Source organism: Kitasatospora sp. NPDC054768 (assembly GCF_053612025.1).
On record NZ_JBSHBN010000183.1, the window covers coordinates 1 to 17600 of the forward strand.

General features: G+C 71.2%; 11 protein-coding genes. 9 read left to right on the forward strand and 2 right to left on the reverse strand.

Annotated elements, in window-relative coordinates; genetic code table 11:
* Positions 1-64 precede the first annotated feature (64 nt).
* Both ACWGKU_RS35395 and eccCa read right to left on the reverse strand, forming a co-directional pair.
* Positions 65-1468, reverse strand: a complete 1404-nt coding sequence (locus tag ACWGKU_RS35395) for an APC family permease (protein WP_401055809.1) — start codon at positions 1466-1468, stop codon at positions 65-67.
* 465 nt (positions 1469-1933) lie between these two features.
* Positions 1934-5878, reverse strand: coding sequence for a type VII secretion protein EccCa (gene eccCa, locus ACWGKU_RS35400; protein ID WP_401044782.1), 3945 nt, complete (start codon positions 5876-5878; stop codon positions 1934-1936).
* A 359-nt stretch (positions 5879-6237) separates the two neighbouring features.
* On the opposite strand from eccCa, the gene eccD reads away from it, so the two are divergent.
* The 9 genes from eccD (at position 6238) to ACWGKU_RS35445 (ending at position 17321) form a co-directional block, all read left to right on the forward strand.
* Positions 6238-7695, forward strand: coding sequence for a type VII secretion integral membrane protein EccD (gene eccD, locus ACWGKU_RS35405; protein ID WP_401044785.1), 1458 nt, complete (start codon positions 6238-6240; stop codon positions 7693-7695).
* Positions 7696-7919: 224 nt separating this feature from the next.
* Complete coding sequence (rpsO, locus tag ACWGKU_RS35410; protein ID WP_401044788.1) at positions 7920-8210, forward strand: 30S ribosomal protein S15; 291 nt, start codon at positions 7920-7922, stop codon at positions 8208-8210.
* A 454-nt stretch (positions 8211-8664) separates the two neighbouring features.
* Positions 8665-10872 (forward strand): polyribonucleotide nucleotidyltransferase, encoded by a 2208-nt coding sequence (locus ACWGKU_RS35415; protein ID WP_401044790.1) that lies wholly within the window; start codon positions 8665-8667, stop codon positions 10870-10872.
* A 140-nt stretch (positions 10873-11012) separates the two neighbouring features.
* On the forward strand, positions 11013-12344 hold the full coding sequence (locus tag ACWGKU_RS35420; protein ID WP_401044799.1) for a M16 family metallopeptidase: 1332 nt from the start codon (positions 11013-11015) through the stop codon (positions 12342-12344).
* Between the two features lie 32 nt (positions 12345-12376).
* Positions 12377-13123 (forward strand): 4-hydroxy-tetrahydrodipicolinate reductase, encoded by a 747-nt coding sequence (gene dapB / locus ACWGKU_RS35425; RefSeq protein WP_401044792.1) that lies wholly within the window; start codon positions 12377-12379, stop codon positions 13121-13123.
* Between the two features lie 40 nt (positions 13124-13163).
* The gene (locus tag ACWGKU_RS35430; protein WP_359911597.1) at positions 13164-13622 is read left to right on the forward strand and encodes a tetratricopeptide repeat protein; all 459 of its coding nucleotides are present in this window, start codon (positions 13164-13166) and stop codon (positions 13620-13622) included.
* On the forward strand, positions 13619-14350 hold the full coding sequence (gene thyX, locus ACWGKU_RS35435; RefSeq protein WP_359911594.1) for an FAD-dependent thymidylate synthase: 732 nt from the start codon (positions 13619-13621) through the stop codon (positions 14348-14350). Before ACWGKU_RS35430 ends, thyX begins: the two co-directional genes overlap by 4 nt.
* Before the next feature lie 215 nt (positions 14351-14565).
* Positions 14566-15465, forward strand: a complete 900-nt coding sequence (gene dapA, locus ACWGKU_RS35440; RefSeq protein ID WP_359911591.1) for a 4-hydroxy-tetrahydrodipicolinate synthase — start codon at positions 14566-14568, stop codon at positions 15463-15465.
* Between the two features lie 170 nt (positions 15466-15635).
* Complete coding sequence (locus tag ACWGKU_RS35445) at positions 15636-17321, forward strand: ribonuclease J (RefSeq protein WP_401044796.1); 1686 nt, start codon at positions 15636-15638, stop codon at positions 17319-17321.
* Positions 17322-17600 lie beyond the last annotated feature (279 nt).

Here is a 17600-nt window from a genome sequence, read left to right on the forward strand (position 1 = left end):
GCGGGGGGGGGCCCGGGGGGGGGGGGGGGCCCGGGGGCACCGCCGTGTGGGGGAGGGGTGGGGGTCAGTCCTGCTGGTCCTCGGGGAGGCTGATCACCCAGCGGGTGTCCTGCCGGGGGCGCAGGTAGAACAGCCAGTAGAGGGTGGCGGCGGCGGTGATGCCGCCGGTCCACAGCAGGGGCTCGGTGTCCAGCTTGGTCATGACGTAGACCAGGACGGCGATCAGCACGACCGGGACGGCCGGCCACAGCGGCATCCGCCAGGCGGCGGCGTGCTTGTGGTGGGCGCGGCGGGAGAGCAGCGCGGCGATCGCGACCAGCAGGTACATCCCGGTGACGGCGACGCCGGTGATGTTGCTCAGCAGTTCGCCCTTGACGAAGCAGAGCGCGGCGCCGGGCAGGCCGACCGCCAGGGTGGCGATCCACGGCGAGCCGAAGCGGCCGAGGGTGCCGAAGGCCTTGTTGACCGGCTCCGGCCAGGCCTTGTCGCGGGCGGAGGCGAACAGCACCCGGGAGTTCTGGATGACCATGACGATGCCGGCGTTGATGATCGCCAGCGCGACGCAGAGGCTGATGAAGGTGCCGACCGCGGAGTTGCTCCAGGCGGTGACCATGCCGGAGATGTCGCCGGCGGACAGGGTCTGGAGGTCGGGGGCGCCCATGGTGATGGCGACGACCGGGACCAGGATGACGGCCGAGGAGATGCCGAGCGTCCACAGCACGGTGCGCGAGACGTTGCGGCGGGGGTTCTCCAGCTCCTCCGACAGGTAGACCGCGGTGGAGAAGCCCTGGGTGATGAACAGGGCGATGCCGAGCGCGCCGACGATGGCGCCCACGCTGACCGTGGTGGTGGCGCCGTTGTCCCCGGTGACCACGCCGTGCAGCAGGCTGGGGGCCCCGCTGTTGGTGTGGGCGAAGCCGAGCACCGAGACCACGCCGGCCGCGATGACCTCCAGGACCAGGAAGATGCCGGTGATCCAGGCGTTGGCGCGCAGGTCGAGCAGGCCGGCCAGGGTGGCGGCCAGCATCACGGCGGCGCCGGTCATGGCCTTGTCCAGGTGCAGGACGGGGGCGAGGTAGTCGGCGGTGCCGAGGGCGATGACCGACGGGACGATCATCACCACGATCAGCGAGAGCACGAAGACCAGCCAGCCCATCAGCCGTCCGGCGAGGGTGCCGACCATCGCGTACTCGCCGCCGGCGCTGGGGATCAGGGTGCCGAGCTCGGAGTAGCAGAACGCGACCGCGACGCAGAGCACGGTGCCGATCGCGATGGCCAGCGCGGTGGCGCTGCCGATGCTGGAGAACAGTTCCGGCACGATCACGAAGAGCGTCGAGGCGGGCGTGACGCAGGACAGCGTGAGCAGGGTGCCGCCCACCACGCCGATCGAGCGCTTGAGCTGCTGGGGCGCGGCCGCCTCGGCCGCCGGGGCGGCTACGTTCTGTGGCGGACGAAGCGTGTCGGTCATGTGGCTTCCGATCGGCTCTGCGGTGCTGGAGTGGGAGCGGTATCGCCTCCGCTGGCTGGTTGCTCGGTGTCCGGTTCCGGTCGCTCCCTGGCCGCCATGGAACCTTGGGCGTATTGATTGCGTCAACGCCGGAACTGCTTCGGAATCCGTTGCGGTGAGCGGCACGGACATGCGATCCGATGATCACTTTCGGTCATTGCGAGCTTTGTCCGACTTGTTACCTCAGCCATATGGCAATTGAATCGAAGGTGAACAAAGGGGGAGCAGCGTGATTCAAAGGCCACACTCCGGATGGACGGCGACACGCCAGGTGCCCCCGAATCGCCCGGCAACTCCCCGGCCGGGTACGGGAACCGCAGCCCCCGCCCGGAAAGTGGCAGGTAACGTTTCGGAACCTGGGACGCCGAAGGGGCCGGACCCCACGGGTCCGACCCCTTCGCTCACCGTCCGTGACGGCCGGCGCGGCTACGCCACCGGCAGCCAGCCCGTCTGGACCATCTGCCCGCTGGTCACCCGGCGTGACACGTAGACGCCCCGGCCCGGCGGCAGCGCCTGCGGCTTGACCGTCCCCAGCAGCGCGCCCTCGTCCCGGTTGCCGGAGAGGATCACGCCCTGGCCGCCGAGCTCGCGCATCCGCTGCAGCACCGGCTCGTACAGCGAGCGGCCGGCGCCGCCCGCGCTGCGGGCCACGATCACCCGCAGGCCGATGTCGCGGGCGAACGGCAGGAACTCGGCCAGCGGGGCCAGCGGGTTGCCCGAGCTCGTCGAGACCAGCTCGTAGTCGTCGACGATCACGAACATGTCCTTGCCGCTGTACCAGCTGCGGTTGCGCAGCTGCTCGGCGGTCACGTCCGGGCCCGGCAGGCGGCGCGAGCAGGCGCCGCGCAGCATGTCGACGATGGCCGCCATGGCCGGCTGCGCGGCCGCGTACTCCACCAGGTACTCCGGCGGCACGGTGCCGAGCAGCGCGCGCCGGTAGTCGCCGACCACGATGCCCGCCTGGTCCGGGGTGTAGCGCTCGGTGATCTGCTTGATGAGCATCCGCAGCACCGCCGACTTACCGGACTCGGTGTCGCCGAAGACGATGAACAGCGGGTCGGTCTCGAAGTTGACGAAGGCCGGCGCCAGCTCCGCCTCGTCCACGCCGAAGGCGACGCCGCGCTCCGGGTGCTCGAAGCCCTTCGGCAGCGAGTGGCCGTCCAGCACGGCCGGCAGCATCCGCACCTGCGGGGCGCGCGGGCCGGTCCAGGCCCCGTCGACGGCGCTGACCAGCCCGGCCACCCCGGTCTGCAGGTCGTCCACCGAGGAGGAGCCGTCCAGGCGCGGCAGGCCGGACAGGAAGTGCAGCCGTTCCGGGGTGATGCCGCGCCCGGCCAGCGGCGGGACGTTCTGCGCCACCCGGCGGTCGACCTCGGACTCCATCGCGTCACCGAGCTTCAGCTCGGTGCGGTTCTGCAGCAGGTCCTTCAGCGCCGGGCGCACCTCGGCGTACCGGGCCGCGGTGATGACCAGGTGCACGCCGTAGCCGAGGCCGCGCTGGGCGATGTCGCCGATCACCGGCTCCAGACCCTCGAACTCCTGCTTGAAGGTGTTCCAGCCGTCGATCACCAGGAAGACGTCGCCGAAGGCCTCGTCCGGCAGCTGGCCGGCCGCCCTGCGGGCCCGGTAGGTGCCGATGGTGTCGATCCCGGCGGCCCGGAACAGCTCCTCGCGCCGGTTGAGCACCCCGTGCACCTCGGAGACCATCCGGCGCACCTTGTCCACGTCCAGGCGCCCGGCCACCCCGCCGACGTGCGGCAGCCCGGCGAGCGACTGGAAGCTGCCCGCACCGAAGTCGAGCAGGTAGAACTGCACCTCCAGCGGGGTGTGGGTGAGGCCGAACGAGGCCACCGTGGTGCGCACCACGGTGGACTTGCCGGAGCGCGGGCCGCCCACGATCAGGCCGTGGCCGGCCGCCCCCGCGTAGTCGACCTCCAGGATGTCCGTCTTCTGCTCGCGCGGCTTGTCGACGATGCCGATCGGCACCCGCAGCCGGCCCGCCGGGTAACCGGGCGCGGTCAGTCCGCGCTCCGGCACGACCTGCAGCGGCGGCAGCAGGTGGTCCGTGCTCGGCGCCTCTTCCAGCGGCGGCAGCCACACCTGGTGCGCGGCCGGGCCCTGGCCGGCCATCCGCTGGACGAACACGTCCAGCACGGTGTCCACCAGGGCGTCGTCCTGCTCCGGGGCCGGCGGCGCGACCTCCTCCTCCACCGGGTCCGGCAGGTCCACGAAGGCCGCGGTGAACTCGACCGGGCGCGCGTTGACCCGCCGCCCGCCGGTCGACCGCTGCTGCCCCGGCGCCCGGTACGGCCCCGAGACGTAGGCGGCCTTGAACCGGTCCATCACGTCCTCGCCGAACTTGAGGTAGCCGACGCCCGGCACCGGCGGCAGGTGGTAGGCGTCCGGTACGCCGATCGCCGCCCGGGACTCCGCGGCCGAGAAGGTGCGCAGACCGATCCGGTACGACAGGTAGGTGTCCAGGCCGCGCAGCTTGCCCTCCTCCAGGCGCTGCGAGGCCAGCAGCAGGTGCACGCCCAGCGAGCGGCCGATCCGGCCGATCTGGATGAACATCTCGATGAAGTCGGGCTTGGCGGTGAGGAGTTCGGAGAACTCGTCGATGATCAGAACGAGCGAGGGCAGCGGGTCCAGTGCCGCGCCGGCCGCCCGGGCCCGCTCGTACTCGTGGATGTTGGCGTAGTTGCCCGCCGAGCGCAGCAGCTCCTGGCGGCGGTGCAGCTCGCCCTCGATCGCGTCGCGCATGCGGTCGACCAGGGTGAGCTCGCCCTCCAGGTTGGTGATCACCGCGGAGGTGTGCGGCATGTCCGCCATGCCGGAGAAGGTCGCACCGCCCTTGAAGTCGGCGAGGACGAAGTTCAGGATCTCCGAGGAGTGGGTCATCGCCAGTGCCAGCACCAGCGTGCGCAGCAGCTCCGACTTGCCGGAACCGGTCGCGCCCACGCACAGGCCGTGCGGGCCCATGCCCTCCAGCGCGGCCTCCTTGATGTCCAGGTAGACGTGCTCGCCGTTGGCGCCGACGCCGATCGGCACCCGCATCCGCTCGTGCTGGGCGCGCGGGCGCCAGCTGCGGGCCACGTCGAAGGAGCCCGGGTCGCCCGAGCCCATCATGTCGGTGAAGTCGAGGTTGGACAGCAGCGGCTCGTCGTCCCCGCCGGCCGAGATCCGGTACGGCGCCAACTGCCGGGCCAGCGCCTCGGACTGCCACACCGACAGCAGGTCGGGCTTGCCGGTGTACGTCGCGCCGGAGGCCGAGCGCAGCACCAGCTCCTCGGCGCCGACCGTCACCATCAGGTGCCCGCTGGGCTCGTCGACCTCGCCCGGCACCACCTCGATGACCGTCACGCCCTGCACGCCCTCCGGGCTCGCCAGCAGCGATTCGTGCGGCACCCCGGCGCCGTCCATGACGACCACCAGGTGCGGCTGGTCGGACGGCGGCGCCACCTCCCGCACGAAGCGCTGGCGGCCGGCCAGTTCGTCCTGGAGCAGGTACTCCAGGTCGCCCAGGTCGGTCGCGAACAGCCGGCGCGAGCCCGCGCCGTCGGCCTCCTTGCGGTGCTGGTTGTGCGGGAGCCACTTGGTCCACTCCCACTCGTCGGCCGCACCGGGCGCGGCCGCGACCGCGACCATCAGGTCGTCCGGCGAGTGCAGGGTGGTCAGCTGGGCGATCATCGCGCGCACGTTCCCGTACACCGAGTCCGGGTCCCCGCACACCGTGATGTGGTAGAACGCCCGCAGCGAGACCGCCAGGGGCAGGTCCTGGAGGGTGCCGTGGGCCTTCAGGAAGGAGTGCATCGCGGCCGCCGACAGCGGCTCCAGCTCGTCCATCGGCGCGGTCTGCGGTGCCACCAGCGGCGTGGACAGCTGCACCGGCCCGAGGCCCACCCGGATCTGCGCGAAGTCGCCGTCCCCGGTCCGCCGTTCCCACAGCCGCCGGCCGTCCTCGACGATCGACCAGAGCTGGTCCGGCGCCGGGTTCAGGAACAGCAGCGCGCCGCGCTGGCGCTCCGCCGTGCGGCGCACCTGGCGGCGGGTCTGCTGGAGGTACTTCAGGTAGTCGCGCCGCTCGTCCGCCATCGCGGTCGAACCGCCCTTGCGGGCCCGGACGATCTGCGCCAGCACCATGCCGAGCGTCGAGGCGATCATCAGACCGCCCATGATCTTCATCGGCGCCGCGGCCCCCGGCGAGAAGAAGAACACCGCCGATCCACCCATGCCCATCATCGGCAGGATGCTCATCAGCCAGTCCTCGCCGCCCTGCCGGGGCAGTTCGGGCGGGCTGACCAGCTCCACCGGCTCGTCCGGCACGGTGGGCGGGTACGCCCTGGCCGGTCGCTTGACCGTGATCACACCCATGTGTCATCCACCCCGCGGCGTCGATCGATCACTTCGGTATCAGCCCTCACGCGATTGCGTACGGTCCGTACGGGAATCCGGTGGCTGAGGACGCCCCACCCAGCGCAGCCCCCGTACCTTTGCGCAGGCGCCGATCCTAACGGTCGCCCCCGCACCGCCCGCCAGGGCCCGGTACGCACCGGCAGCGGACACGAACCGAACGGGTAGGGTAACGCCGCGCCAACTCGCGGCCCGGCCGGGCCGGTTCCACAGCAACACCGAGCGCCGCCGTGCCTCGGCACCGTCAACAAGGGGGAGCGCCAAGTGCGTCGAAGGATCGAGGTGGGTGCCCTCATGGGCGAGCGCAGCGAGGTGGACGCATGAGCGCCGCCGCGACGGGCTACTGCCGGGTGACCGTCGTCGCCCCGGACCGCCGGATCGACGTCGCCCTGCCCGAGGACGTCCCGCTCGCGGACGTCTACCCCGAGGTGCTGCGCCTGGCCAACCAGAGCCAGCCCGACGGCACCCCCACCGGCTTCCACCTGGTCCGCCGCGACGGCACGGTGCTCGACAGCGGGCTGCCGCTGGCCGCCCAGCAGGTCCGCGACGGTGACCTGCTGGCGCTGCGCCCGTTCGCCGAGTCGCTCCCGCCGGCCGTCTACGACGACGTCGCCGACGCGATCGCCAGCGCCGTCGAGGCCGACCGCCGGTTCTGGACCGCCGAGCTGATGCGCGGCTTCGGCCTGATCGGCGCCGGGGTGCTGCTCACCCTGCTCGGCTTCGCGCTCTGGTTCTCCGACCTGCGCCACGACATGCACGGCCTGCCCGGTGTCCTGGCCGGCGTCACCGCCGTCGTGCTCACGGCGCTCGCCGGGGTGCGCGCCCGGGTCTACCGGGACGCCCACGCGGCCGTCGCGCTCGGCCTCGGCGCGCTGCCGCACGCCATGATCGGCGGCAGCGGCCTCATCGCCGTCGCCCACCCGGGGGACGGCCCCGGCCGGCTCCAGTTCCTGGCCGGCTGCGTCGCCGTCCTGGTGGTCTCCGTGCTGCTGGCCGGCCTGCTGCCGGAGAAGGACGCGGTGTTCGTCGCCGCCGCCCTGGTCTCCACCGCCGGCGCGCTCGCCACCTTCGCGGCCGTCCTGCTGCCGCAGACCCCGGCCGGGCACATCGCCGCCGTCACCGGCGTCGCCGCCGTCGCCGTGGTCGGCTTCCTGCCGAGCCTCTCCGCCCGCTTCGCCCGGCTGCCGGTCGGCTTCAGCGCCCCCGGCCAGACCCGCACCCGCAGCCGCGACTACGACGAGGAGGCCGAGCGCGCCGAGGCCGTCCAGTACGAGCGGATCGCGCACCAGGCCCGCCGCGGCCACGAGGTGCTGGTCGGCCTGGTCGGCGGCTGCGCCGCGGTCGTGGTCGGCGCCTGCGCCGTCCTCGGCTTCACCGACGAGACCTTCCCCGAGCTGCTCGCGCTCGCGCTGGGCCTGACCACCATGCTGCGCGCCCGGCTGTTCCGCTACACCGCGCAGGTGCTCAGCCTCACCGTGGCCGGCCTGCTCGGCCTGAGCCTGCTGATCGTCGGGCTCTCCCTGCACACCCCGCAGTTCTTCCTGCGGGCGGCCGGCTCCACCACCGAGCTCGACCTGCGCACGATCTGGCTGACCGCCTCGATCGCCTTCGGTGCCGCGCTGCTCACCGCGATCGCCCTGGTGGTGCCGCGGCTCGGGGTCTCCCCGTTCTGGGGGCGCATCCTGGACCTGGTGGACAGCCTCACCCTGATCTCGCTCGTCCCGCTGGCGCTCGCCGTCCTGGACATCTACCGGCTGGTCCGCGGCGCCACCGGCTGACCCGCGGGCCGCCCGCCGCGGCCCCCGATGCCGCCCTCCCGGCCGCCCGCGGATCCGCCGGACGGCCGGGTGGGGCGGCACTGGTACGCTTGGCCTCCGAGCGCAGCCGTGTGTCCGCAGCCCCGTCGTGGGCCGCAGGGCGTCGGCGGTGCTCGCGACACCGAGTTCTCGATGAGTCCTGTGCTGTCGACCAGGACCGCTCGGTAGACCCCGAAGGAGTTGCAGTGGCTCTCGCCTCTGACGTCAAGAAGCAGATCTTCGCCGAGTTCGGCCAGAAGGAGGGCGACACCGGTTCCCCCGAGGTCCAGGTGGCCATGCTCTCCCGTCGTATCTCGGACCTGACCGAGCACCTCAAGATCCACAAGCACGACCACCACTCGCGTCGTGGCCTGCTGATCCTGGTCGGCCAGCGCCGCCGCCTGCTGCAGTACCTGGCCAAGAAGGACATCGAGCGCTTCCGTACGCTCGTCGACCGCCTGGGCATCCGCCGCGGTGCCGCCGGTGGCGCCCGCTAAGACCGCCGCTCGGGGCGGCTCCCCACACCGGGGAGCCGCCCCTCGCGCGTATGCCGCGGCGATCGGGCCGCGGCGCCCGCAGATAACAACTCGCGCGCACCTCCCCAGGTGGCCGAGGATTGCACCGTAGGGTTGTGGGCATGCCGGGTGATGGCGCAAACAGCGCGCCACCCGGGCAGAAGGACCCGAACCCCCCGCGGGACGAAGGCTTCAAACGGAAGCCGCCCGCATCCGAGAGAGCGTCCAGACGCGGACCGCCCAAGCCGGCCCGGCAGCCGTGAGGCGCCGGTCCTCGGTAGTGGCCGTCGGAACCCCCGCAGACCGAGCGGGGCACTCCGGAGGCTTCGATCGAAGACCGGCCCGACTGCCGCCCTCCTGGCGAGGGCCCGGGGCCCACCGCAGGCAGTACGCGGGGACGCTCTCCCGGAGACGTACGAAAGAGGAGATCTTCCAGGTGGAAGAGAACGTGTTCTACGCCGAGGCCGTGATCGACAACGGTTCCTTCGGCACCCGTACCATCCGCTTCGAGACCGGCCGTCTGGCCCGTCAGGCCGCCGGTTCCGCCGTGGCCTACCTGGACGACGACACCATGGTGCTGTCGGCCACCAGCGCGTCCAAGCAGCCGAAGGAGCACTTCGACTTCTTCCCGCTGACCGTGGACGTCGAGGAGCGGATGTACGCCGCGGGCCGTATCCCCGGCTCGTTCTTCCGTCGCGAGGGCCGGCCCTCCGAGGACGCGATCCTCACCTGCCGCCTGATCGACCGCCCGCTGCGCCCGTCCTTCGTCAAGGGCCTGCGCAACGAGGTCCAGGTCGTCGTCACCGTGATGGCGCTCAACCCCGACCACCTGTACGACGTGGTCGCCATCAACGCCGCCTCCGCGTCCACCCAGCTGGCGGGCCTGCCGTTCTCCGGCCCGATCGGTGGCGTGCGCGTCGCGCTGATCAACGGCCAGTGGGTGGCCTTCCCGACCCACAGCGAGCTGGAGTCGGCCGTCTTCGACATGGTCGTCGCCGGTCGCGTCCTGCCGGACGGCGACGTCGCGATCATGATGGTCGAGGCCGAGGCCACCGACAAGACCATCAAGCTGGTCGAGGGCGGCGCCGAGGCGCCGACCGAGGAGATCGTCGCCTCCGGCCTGGAGGCCGCGAAGCCGTTCATCAAGGTCCTGTGCGCCGCGCAGTCGCAGCTGGCCGCCCAGGCCGCCAAGCCGACCGGCGAGTTCCCGGTCTTCCTGGACTACCAGGACGACGTCCTCGCCGCGCTGAGCACCGCCGTCAAGGACGAGCTCGCCCAGGCCCTGACCATCCCGGGCAAGCAGGAGCGCAACAACGAGCTGGACCGCGTCAAGGCGCTGGCCGCCGAGAAGCTGCTGCCCGAGTTCGAGGGCCGCGAGAAGGAGATCAGCGCCGCCTACAACGCGCTGACCAAGAAGATCGTCCGCGAGCGCGTCATCAAGGACAAGGTCCGCATCGACGGCCGCGGCGTCACCGACATCCGCACCCTGGCCGCCGAGGTCGAGGCCATCCCGCGGGTGCACGGCTCGGCCCTGTTCGAGCGCGGCGAGACCCAGATCCTGGGCGTCACCACGCTGAACATGCTGCGCATGGAGCAGCAGCTGGACACGCTCTCCCCGGAGACGCGCCGCCGCTACATGCACAACTACAACTTCCCGCCGTACTCCGTCGGTGAGACCGGCCGCGTGGGCTCGCCCAAGCGCCGCGAGATCGGCCACGGCGCGCTCGCCGAGCGCGCCCTGCTGCCGGTGCTGCCGACCCGCGAGGAGTTCCCGTACGCCATCCGGCAGGTCTCCGAGGCGCTCAGCTCCAACGGCTCCACCTCGATGGGCTCGGTCTGCGCCTCGACCATGTCGCTGCTGAACGCCGGTGTGCCGCTGAAGGCCGCCGTCGCCGGCATCGCCATGGGCCTGATCTCCCAGGAGATCGACGGCGAGACCCACTACGTCACGCTGACCGACATCCTCGGCGCCGAGGACGCGTTCGGCGACATGGACTTCAAGGTCGCCGGTACCCGCAACTTCATCACCGCCCTCCAGCTGGACACCAAGCTGAACGGCATCCCGGCGTCGGTGCTCGCCGCCGCGCTGAAGCAGGCCAAGGACGCCCGCCTGCACATCCTCGACGTGATGAACGAGGCCATCGACTCGCCCGACGAGATGTCCCCGAACGCGCCGCGCATCATCACCATCAAGATCCCGGTGGACAAGATCGGTGAGGTCATCGGCCCCAAGGGCAAGATGATCAACCAGATCCAGGAGGACACCGGCGCCGAGATCACGATCGAGGACGACGGCACCATCTACATCGGTGCCGCCGACGGCCCGGCCGCCGAGGCCGCCCGCACCACGATCAACCAGATCGCCAACCCGACCATGCCGGAGGTCGGCGAGCGCTACCTGGGCACCGTGGTCAAGACCACGACGTTCGGCGCGTTCGTATCGCTGATGCCGGGCAAGGACGGCCTGCTGCACATCTCGCAGATCCGCAAGCTGGCCGGCGGCAAGCGCGTCGAGAACGTCGAGGACGTCCTCGGCGTCGGCGCCAAGGTCCAGGTCGAGATCGCCGAGATCGACCCGCGCGGCAAGCTCTCCCTGATCCCGGTCGTCGAGGGCGAGGAGGGCGGCGAGGCCGCTTCCGAGTGAAGCGCCGCTAGCTGACCCCGCGGCCCGTACGCCTCCCGGCGTGCGGGCCGCACCCCGTTGTCCACGCGTTCGTCCGTACGTGCCCATCCACACGTGCGTTTCCTCTGGAGGTACCCCCCGTGGCGCAGGCCCCGGCGGTAATGCAGCGTCCCGGCACCACCCGGACCCTGCTCAAGGGCGTCGACGGCGCCGGGACGGTACGCCGCACCGTCCTCCCCGGCGGCCTTCGGGTCGTCACCGAGACCCTGCCCACGGTGCGCTCCGCCACCTTCGGCATCTGGGTCGGCGTCGGCTCGCGGGACGAGACCCCGCAGCTCAACGGCGCCACCCACTACCTGGAGCACCTGCTCTTCAAGGGCACCGAGCGGCGCAGCGCGCTGGACATCTCGGCCGCCCTGGACGCGGTCGGCGGCGAGATGAACGCCTTCACCGCGAAGGAGAACACCTGCTACTACGCCCGGGTCCTGGACACCGACCTGCCGCTGGCCATAGACGTGGTCTGCGACATGGTCACCGGCTCGCTGATCCGGCCCGAGGACGTGGAGTCCGAGCGCGGCGTCATCCTGGAAGAGATGGCGATGGCCGAGGACGACCCGGGCGACGTGGTGCACGACCTGTTCGCCAAGGTGATCTTCGGCAGCGGCCCGCTCGGCCGCCCGATCCTCGGCACCCAGGAGACCATCAGGACGCTCACCCGGGACCAGATCGCCGGCTTCTACCGCCGCCGCTACCGGCCCGAGCAGCTGGTCGTCGCGGCGGCCGGCAACCTCGACCACCGCAAGGTGGTGAAGCAGGTCGAGGAGGCCTTCGCGACGGTGCTGGCGGCCTCCACCGCGGCCCCCGCGGAGGCCCGCCGCGGCGTCAAGGCGCTGCGCACGGCCGGCCGGGTCGAGGTGCTCAACCGCTCCACCGAGCAGGCCCACCTGGTGCTGGGCGTGCCCGGGGTGCCGCGGCACGACGAGCGCCGCTGGGCGATGGGCGTGCTCAACGCGGCCCTCGGCGGCGGGATGAGCTCCCGGCTGTTCCAGGAGGTCCGCGAGAAGCGGGGCCTGGCGTACTCGGTCTACTCGTACTCCTCGTCCTACGCGGACAGCGGCCTGTTCGGCATCTACGCGGGCTGCCAGCCCAAGCGGGTCGAGGAGGTGCTGCGGATCTGCCGCGCCGAGCTGGCCAAGGTGGTCGAGGAGGGCATCACCGAGGAGGAGCTGAACCGGGCGATCGGCCAGATCTCCGGTTCCACCGTGCTCGGCATGGAGGACACCGGCTCGCTGATGAACCGGATCGGCAAGGCCGAGCTCAGCTACGGGCACCACCTGTCGGTGGACGACATGCTGGAGCGGATCGCCGCGGTGACCCTGGAGGACGTCCACGCGGTGGCGCGTGATGTGCTGGGCGCGCACCGGCCGTCGCTCGCGCTGATCGGCCCGGTCAATGACAAGCGGGCCGCCAAGCTCGCCGATCTGCTGGTCTGATCCGCTGATTCCCAGGTGAGAGGAACTTTGCTATGACGCTGCGTGTCGCCGTGATCGGCGCCAGGGGTCGGATCGGCTCCGAGGCGGTCAAGGCCGTCGAGGCCGCGCCGGACCTGGAGCTGGTGGCCGCCCTCGGCCGCGGCTCGAAGCTGGAGGAGCTGACCGAGGCCGGTGCCCAGGTCGCCGTCGAGCTGACCCATCCGGACTCGGTGATGGGCAACCTGGACTACTGCCTGGACCACGGCATCCACGTGGTCACCGGCACCACCGGCTGGACGGACGAGCGGCTCGCCACCGTCCGCGCCCGGCTGGCCGAGGCCCCGGAGCTCGGCCTGCTGATCGCCCCGAACTTCTCCATCGGCGCCATCCTCGGCATGAAGTTCTCCCAGATCGCCGCCCGGTACTTCGAGTCGGTCGAGGTGGTCGAGCTGCACCACGACCGCAAGGCCGACGCGCCCAGCGGCACCGCGACCCGCACCGCCCAGCTGATCGCCGCCGCCCGGGCCGAGGCGGGCCGGCCGCCGCAGCAGGACCCGACCACCCACAGCCTGCCCGGCGCGCGCGGCGCCGACGTGGACGGGGTGCCGGTGCACGCGGTACGGCTGCGCGGCCTGCTCGCCCACCAGCAGGTGATGTTCGGCGACACCGGTGAGACGCTCACCATCCGGCACGACTCGCTGCACCACAGCAGCTTCATGCCGGGCATCCTGCTGGGCGTGCGCAAGGTCGTCGGGACGCCGGGGCTGACCTTCGGCCTCGAACACTTCCTGGACCTGTGACAGTGTCGATCCGAACCGAGCCGACTCCCGGAGGGGCCCGATGACCTCCCGTACCGGTTTCTTCGTCCTGTCCGGCGTGCTGCTGCTGGTCGCCCTGGTCTGCGTGGGCGAAGGCGTCCAGCTGATCGCGACCGGCAAGCCGCTCGGCATCGGCATCGGGATCTGCGCCTTCGTGATCCCGGTGATCGGCGTCTGGTTCCTGCGCCAGACCGTCCGCTTCGGCCGGGACAGCGAGCGGCTGGCCCACGAACTGGAGGCCGAGGGCGGCCTGCCGGTGGACGAGCTGAAGCGCAGCAAGGGCGGGCGGATCGACCGGGCCTCGGCCGACGCGGTGTTCGCCCGCCGCCAGGCCGAGGCACAGGCCGCGCCGGGCGACTGGCGGGTCTGGTTCCGCCTCGCCGTGGCGTACGCCGACGCCGGCGACACCCCGCGCGCCCGCAAGACCATGCAGCACGCCATCAAGCTGCACAGCACCGAACCCGCAAGGAGTAACGCGTGAGCGACGAACCGACGGCCCCCAGCTTCCGCAGCGACGTGACGGTGGAGCTGGTCCGCAGCGCCGCCGCCGACTCGGACGTCATCTGGGCGGCCCGGGTCTCGACCGCGGGCGAGCAGTCCCTGGAGGCCCTCCAGCAGGACCCGGAGAAGTCCAAGGGCCTGATCAACTTCCTGATGCGCGACCGGCACGGCACGCCGTTCGAGCACAACTCGATGACCTTCTTCATCAGCGCGCCGATCTTCGTGTTCCGGGAGTTCCACCGGCACCGCAGCGGCTGGTCGTACAACGAGGAGTCCGGCCGCTACCGCGAGCTGCAGCCCGTCTTCTACGTCCCGGGCGAGGAGCGCAAGCTGGTCCAGCAGGGCCGCCCCGGCAAGTACGAGTTCCACGAGGGCACGCCGGAGCAGCACAGCACCACCACCGGGGCGATGGAGGCCGCGTACCGCGAGTCCTACGCCCGCTACCAGGAGATGCTGGCCGCCGGAGTGGCCCGCGAGGTGGCCCGCGCGGTACTGCCGGTGGGCCTGTTCTCCTCGATGTACGCGACCTGCAACTCGCGCTCGCTGATGCACTTCCTGTCGCTGCGCACCCGGCGGGAGAACTCGGCGGTGCCGTCCTTCCCGCAGCGCGAGATCGAGATGGTCGCCGAGCAGATGGAGGAGCAGTGGGCCCGGCTCATGCCGCTCACCCATGCGGCCTTCGAGAAGCACGGCCGGGTCGCCCCCTGACCTGGGACGACCGGCATACGGGCAGAGTGTCTGGCATGTCTGGATTGCGGCTTATCTAGCCGCTCCCTACATTCGTGAACACGGATTCCGGTGCTGCCCGAACCCCCGAGCGGGCAGCACCGGAATCCCACGTCCGCGCCACCGACGCGCTACACCTGTCCGAACACTGGACCGGCATGGGCAACGCCCCACCGCCTACGAGTAGCTTTGGACGCATGGCTCCGACCTCCACCCCCCAGACGCCGTTCGGCCGGGTCCTGACCGCCATGGTCACCCCGTTCACCGCCGACGGCGCGCTCGACCTCGACGGCGCCCAGCGCCTCGCCACGCACCTCGTGGACTCCGGCAACGACGGCCTCGTCGTCAACGGCACCACCGGTGAGTCCCCGACCACCAGCGACGCCGAGAAGGCCCAGCTGGTCCGCGCCGTGGTCGAGGCGGTCGGGGACCGCGCCCACGTGGTCGCCGGCGTCGGGACCAACGACACCCACCACAGCGTCGAGCTGGCCCGGCAGGCCGAGGCGGCCGGAGCGAACGGCCTGCTGGTCGTCACGCCGTACTACAGCAAGCCCCCGCAGGAGGGCCTGTACCGGCACAACGTCGCCGTCGCCGACGCGACCGGGCTGCCGGTCATGCTGTACGACATCCCGGGCCGCAGCGGGGTCGCGCTGAGCCACGAGACGCTGGTCCGCCTCGGCGAGCACCCGCGGATCGTCGCCAACAAGGACGCCAAGGGCGACCTCGGCGCCGCGGCCTGGGCGATCGCCCGCTCCGACCTCGCCTGGTACTCCGGCGACGACATCCTCAACCTGCCGCTGCTGTCCGTCGGAGCCGTCGGCGTGGTCAGCGTCGTCGGGCACGTGGTGGCCGGGGACCTGCGGGCGATGATCGAGGCCTTCCTGGCGGGCGATGTGGTCAAGGCCACGAGCATCCACCAGCGCCTGCTCCCGGTGTTCAGCGGTATGTTCCGCACCCAGGGCGTGATCCTCGGCAAGGCCGCGCTGGAACTCCAGGGCCTGCCCGCCGGCCCGCTGCGACTGCCGCTGGTCGGAGCGACGCCCGAGGAGATCGAGCGATTGAAGCAGGATCTCGCCGCCGGCGGGGTACACCTTTGACAGACACGGACGTGCGCGCCCCGGCTCGCCGGACCTCCCAGGGTCCGCCGCTGAACCGGTCCGAAGGCGCGAGAGCACAGACCCAGTAGGAAAACGACACTGAGTACGCGCGCCATATGTCTCCAGGGGGAGGACCCCGGGCATATGGCGTGCGTCGTGAGGAGAGTCTTTTGAGCCACCCGCACCCCGAGCTCGGCGCGCCCCCGGCACTGAAGGAGGGCGCCCTCCGCATCACTCCGCTCGGCGGCCTCGGCGAGATCGGCCGCAACATGACGGTCCTCGAGTACGGCGACCGCATCCTGATCATCGACTGCGGCGTCCTCTTCCCCGAGGACGAGCAGCCCGGCGTGGACCTGATCCTCCCGGACTTCAGCTACATCCGGGACCGTCTCGACAAGGTCGACGGCATCGTCCTCACCCACGGGCACGAGGACCACATCGGCGCCGTCCCCTTCCTCCTGCGGGAGAACCCGGACATCCCGCTGATCGGCTCCAAGCTGACCCTGGCGCTGATCGAGGCCAAGCTCGTCGAGCACCGCATCCGGCCGTACGTGCTGGAGGTCAAGGAGGGCGAGCGCGAGCGCATCGGCCCCTTCGACTGCGAGTTCATCGCCGTCAACCACTCCATCCCGGACGCCCTGGCGGTCGCGGTCCGCACCCCGGCCGGCATGGTCGTGGCCACCGGCGACTTCAAGATGGACCAGCTGCCGCTGGACGGCCGCCTGACCGACCTGCCGACCTTCGCCAAGCTGGCGGAGGAGGGCATGGACCTCCTGCTGGTGGACTCCACCAACGCCGAGGTCCCCGGCTTCATCCCGCACGAGCGGGACATCTCGGCGGCGCTGCGGAACGTCTTCGCGAACGCCGACAAGCGGATCATCGTGGCCTCCTTCGCGAGCCACGTGCACCGCATCCAGCAGGTCCTGGACGCGGCCCACGAGTACAAGCGCAAGGTCGCCTTCGTCGGCCGCTCGATGGTCCGCAACATGGGCATCGCCCGAGACCTCGGCTACCTGAAGGTCCCCGGCAACATGGTCGTGGACGTCAAGCAGCTGGACGACCTGCCGGACAAGGAGGTCGTGCTGATCTGCACCGGTTCGCAGGGCGAGCCGATGGCGGCGCTGTCCCGGATGGCCAACCGCGACCACCAGATCCGCATCGTCGAGGGCGACACCGTCGTCCTGGCCTCCTCGCTCATCCCGGGCAACGAGAACGCCGTCTACCGGGTGATCAACGGCCTGACCCGATGGGGCGCCAAGGTCGTGCACAAGGGCAACGCCAAGGTGCACGTCTCCGGCCACGCCTCGGCCGGCGAGCTGCTCTACTTCTTCAACATCTGCAAGCCGCGCAACCTGATGCCGGTCCACGGCGAGTGGCGCCACCTGCGCGCGGCCGCCGAGCTGGGCATCGCCACCGGGGTGCCGCGCAACCGCGTGGTCATCGCCGAGGACGGTGTCTGCGTCGACCTGGAGGGCGGCGTCGCCCGCATCGTCGGCAAGGTGCAGGCCGGGTACGTCTACGTGGACGGCTCCTCGGTCGGCGACATCACCGAGGCCTCGCTCAAGGACCGCAGGATCCTCGGCGAGGAGGGCTTCATCTCGGTCTTCGTCGCGGTCGACTCGACCAACGGCAAGATCGTCGGCGGTCCGACCATCCAGGCCCGCGGCTCCGGCATCGACGACAACGCGTTCGTCCCGGTGGCCGCCAAGCTCCAGGAGGCGCTGGACCGCTCGGCGAGCGACGGTGTCCTGGAGCCCCGTCTGGTGCAGCAGCTGGTCCGCCGCACCATCGGCAAGTGGGTCGCCGACAACTACCGCCGCCGGCCGATGATCCTGCCGGTCGTCGTCGAGGTCTGACGCTCGCTCAACACCGGCTGAGGCTGGTTTGACGTGGGGCAACCCGGTGCGTAATGTTCTCCGGGTTGCCCCACGGGACGGCCCCTCGGAAACGGGCTCGAATCTGAATTCGAGAACGACCGGGGAAAACGGACCGAGAAACTCTGATAGAGTTCGGGAGCGCCGAAAGGCGAAAGCGAATCGAATGAATGAAACTCCGGAAAACGGAGCGGAAAACATCTGATAAGCTGGAAACACGAAAGAACGAAGCCCGGAGGGTCCGCTGGAAGGCGGTCCGAA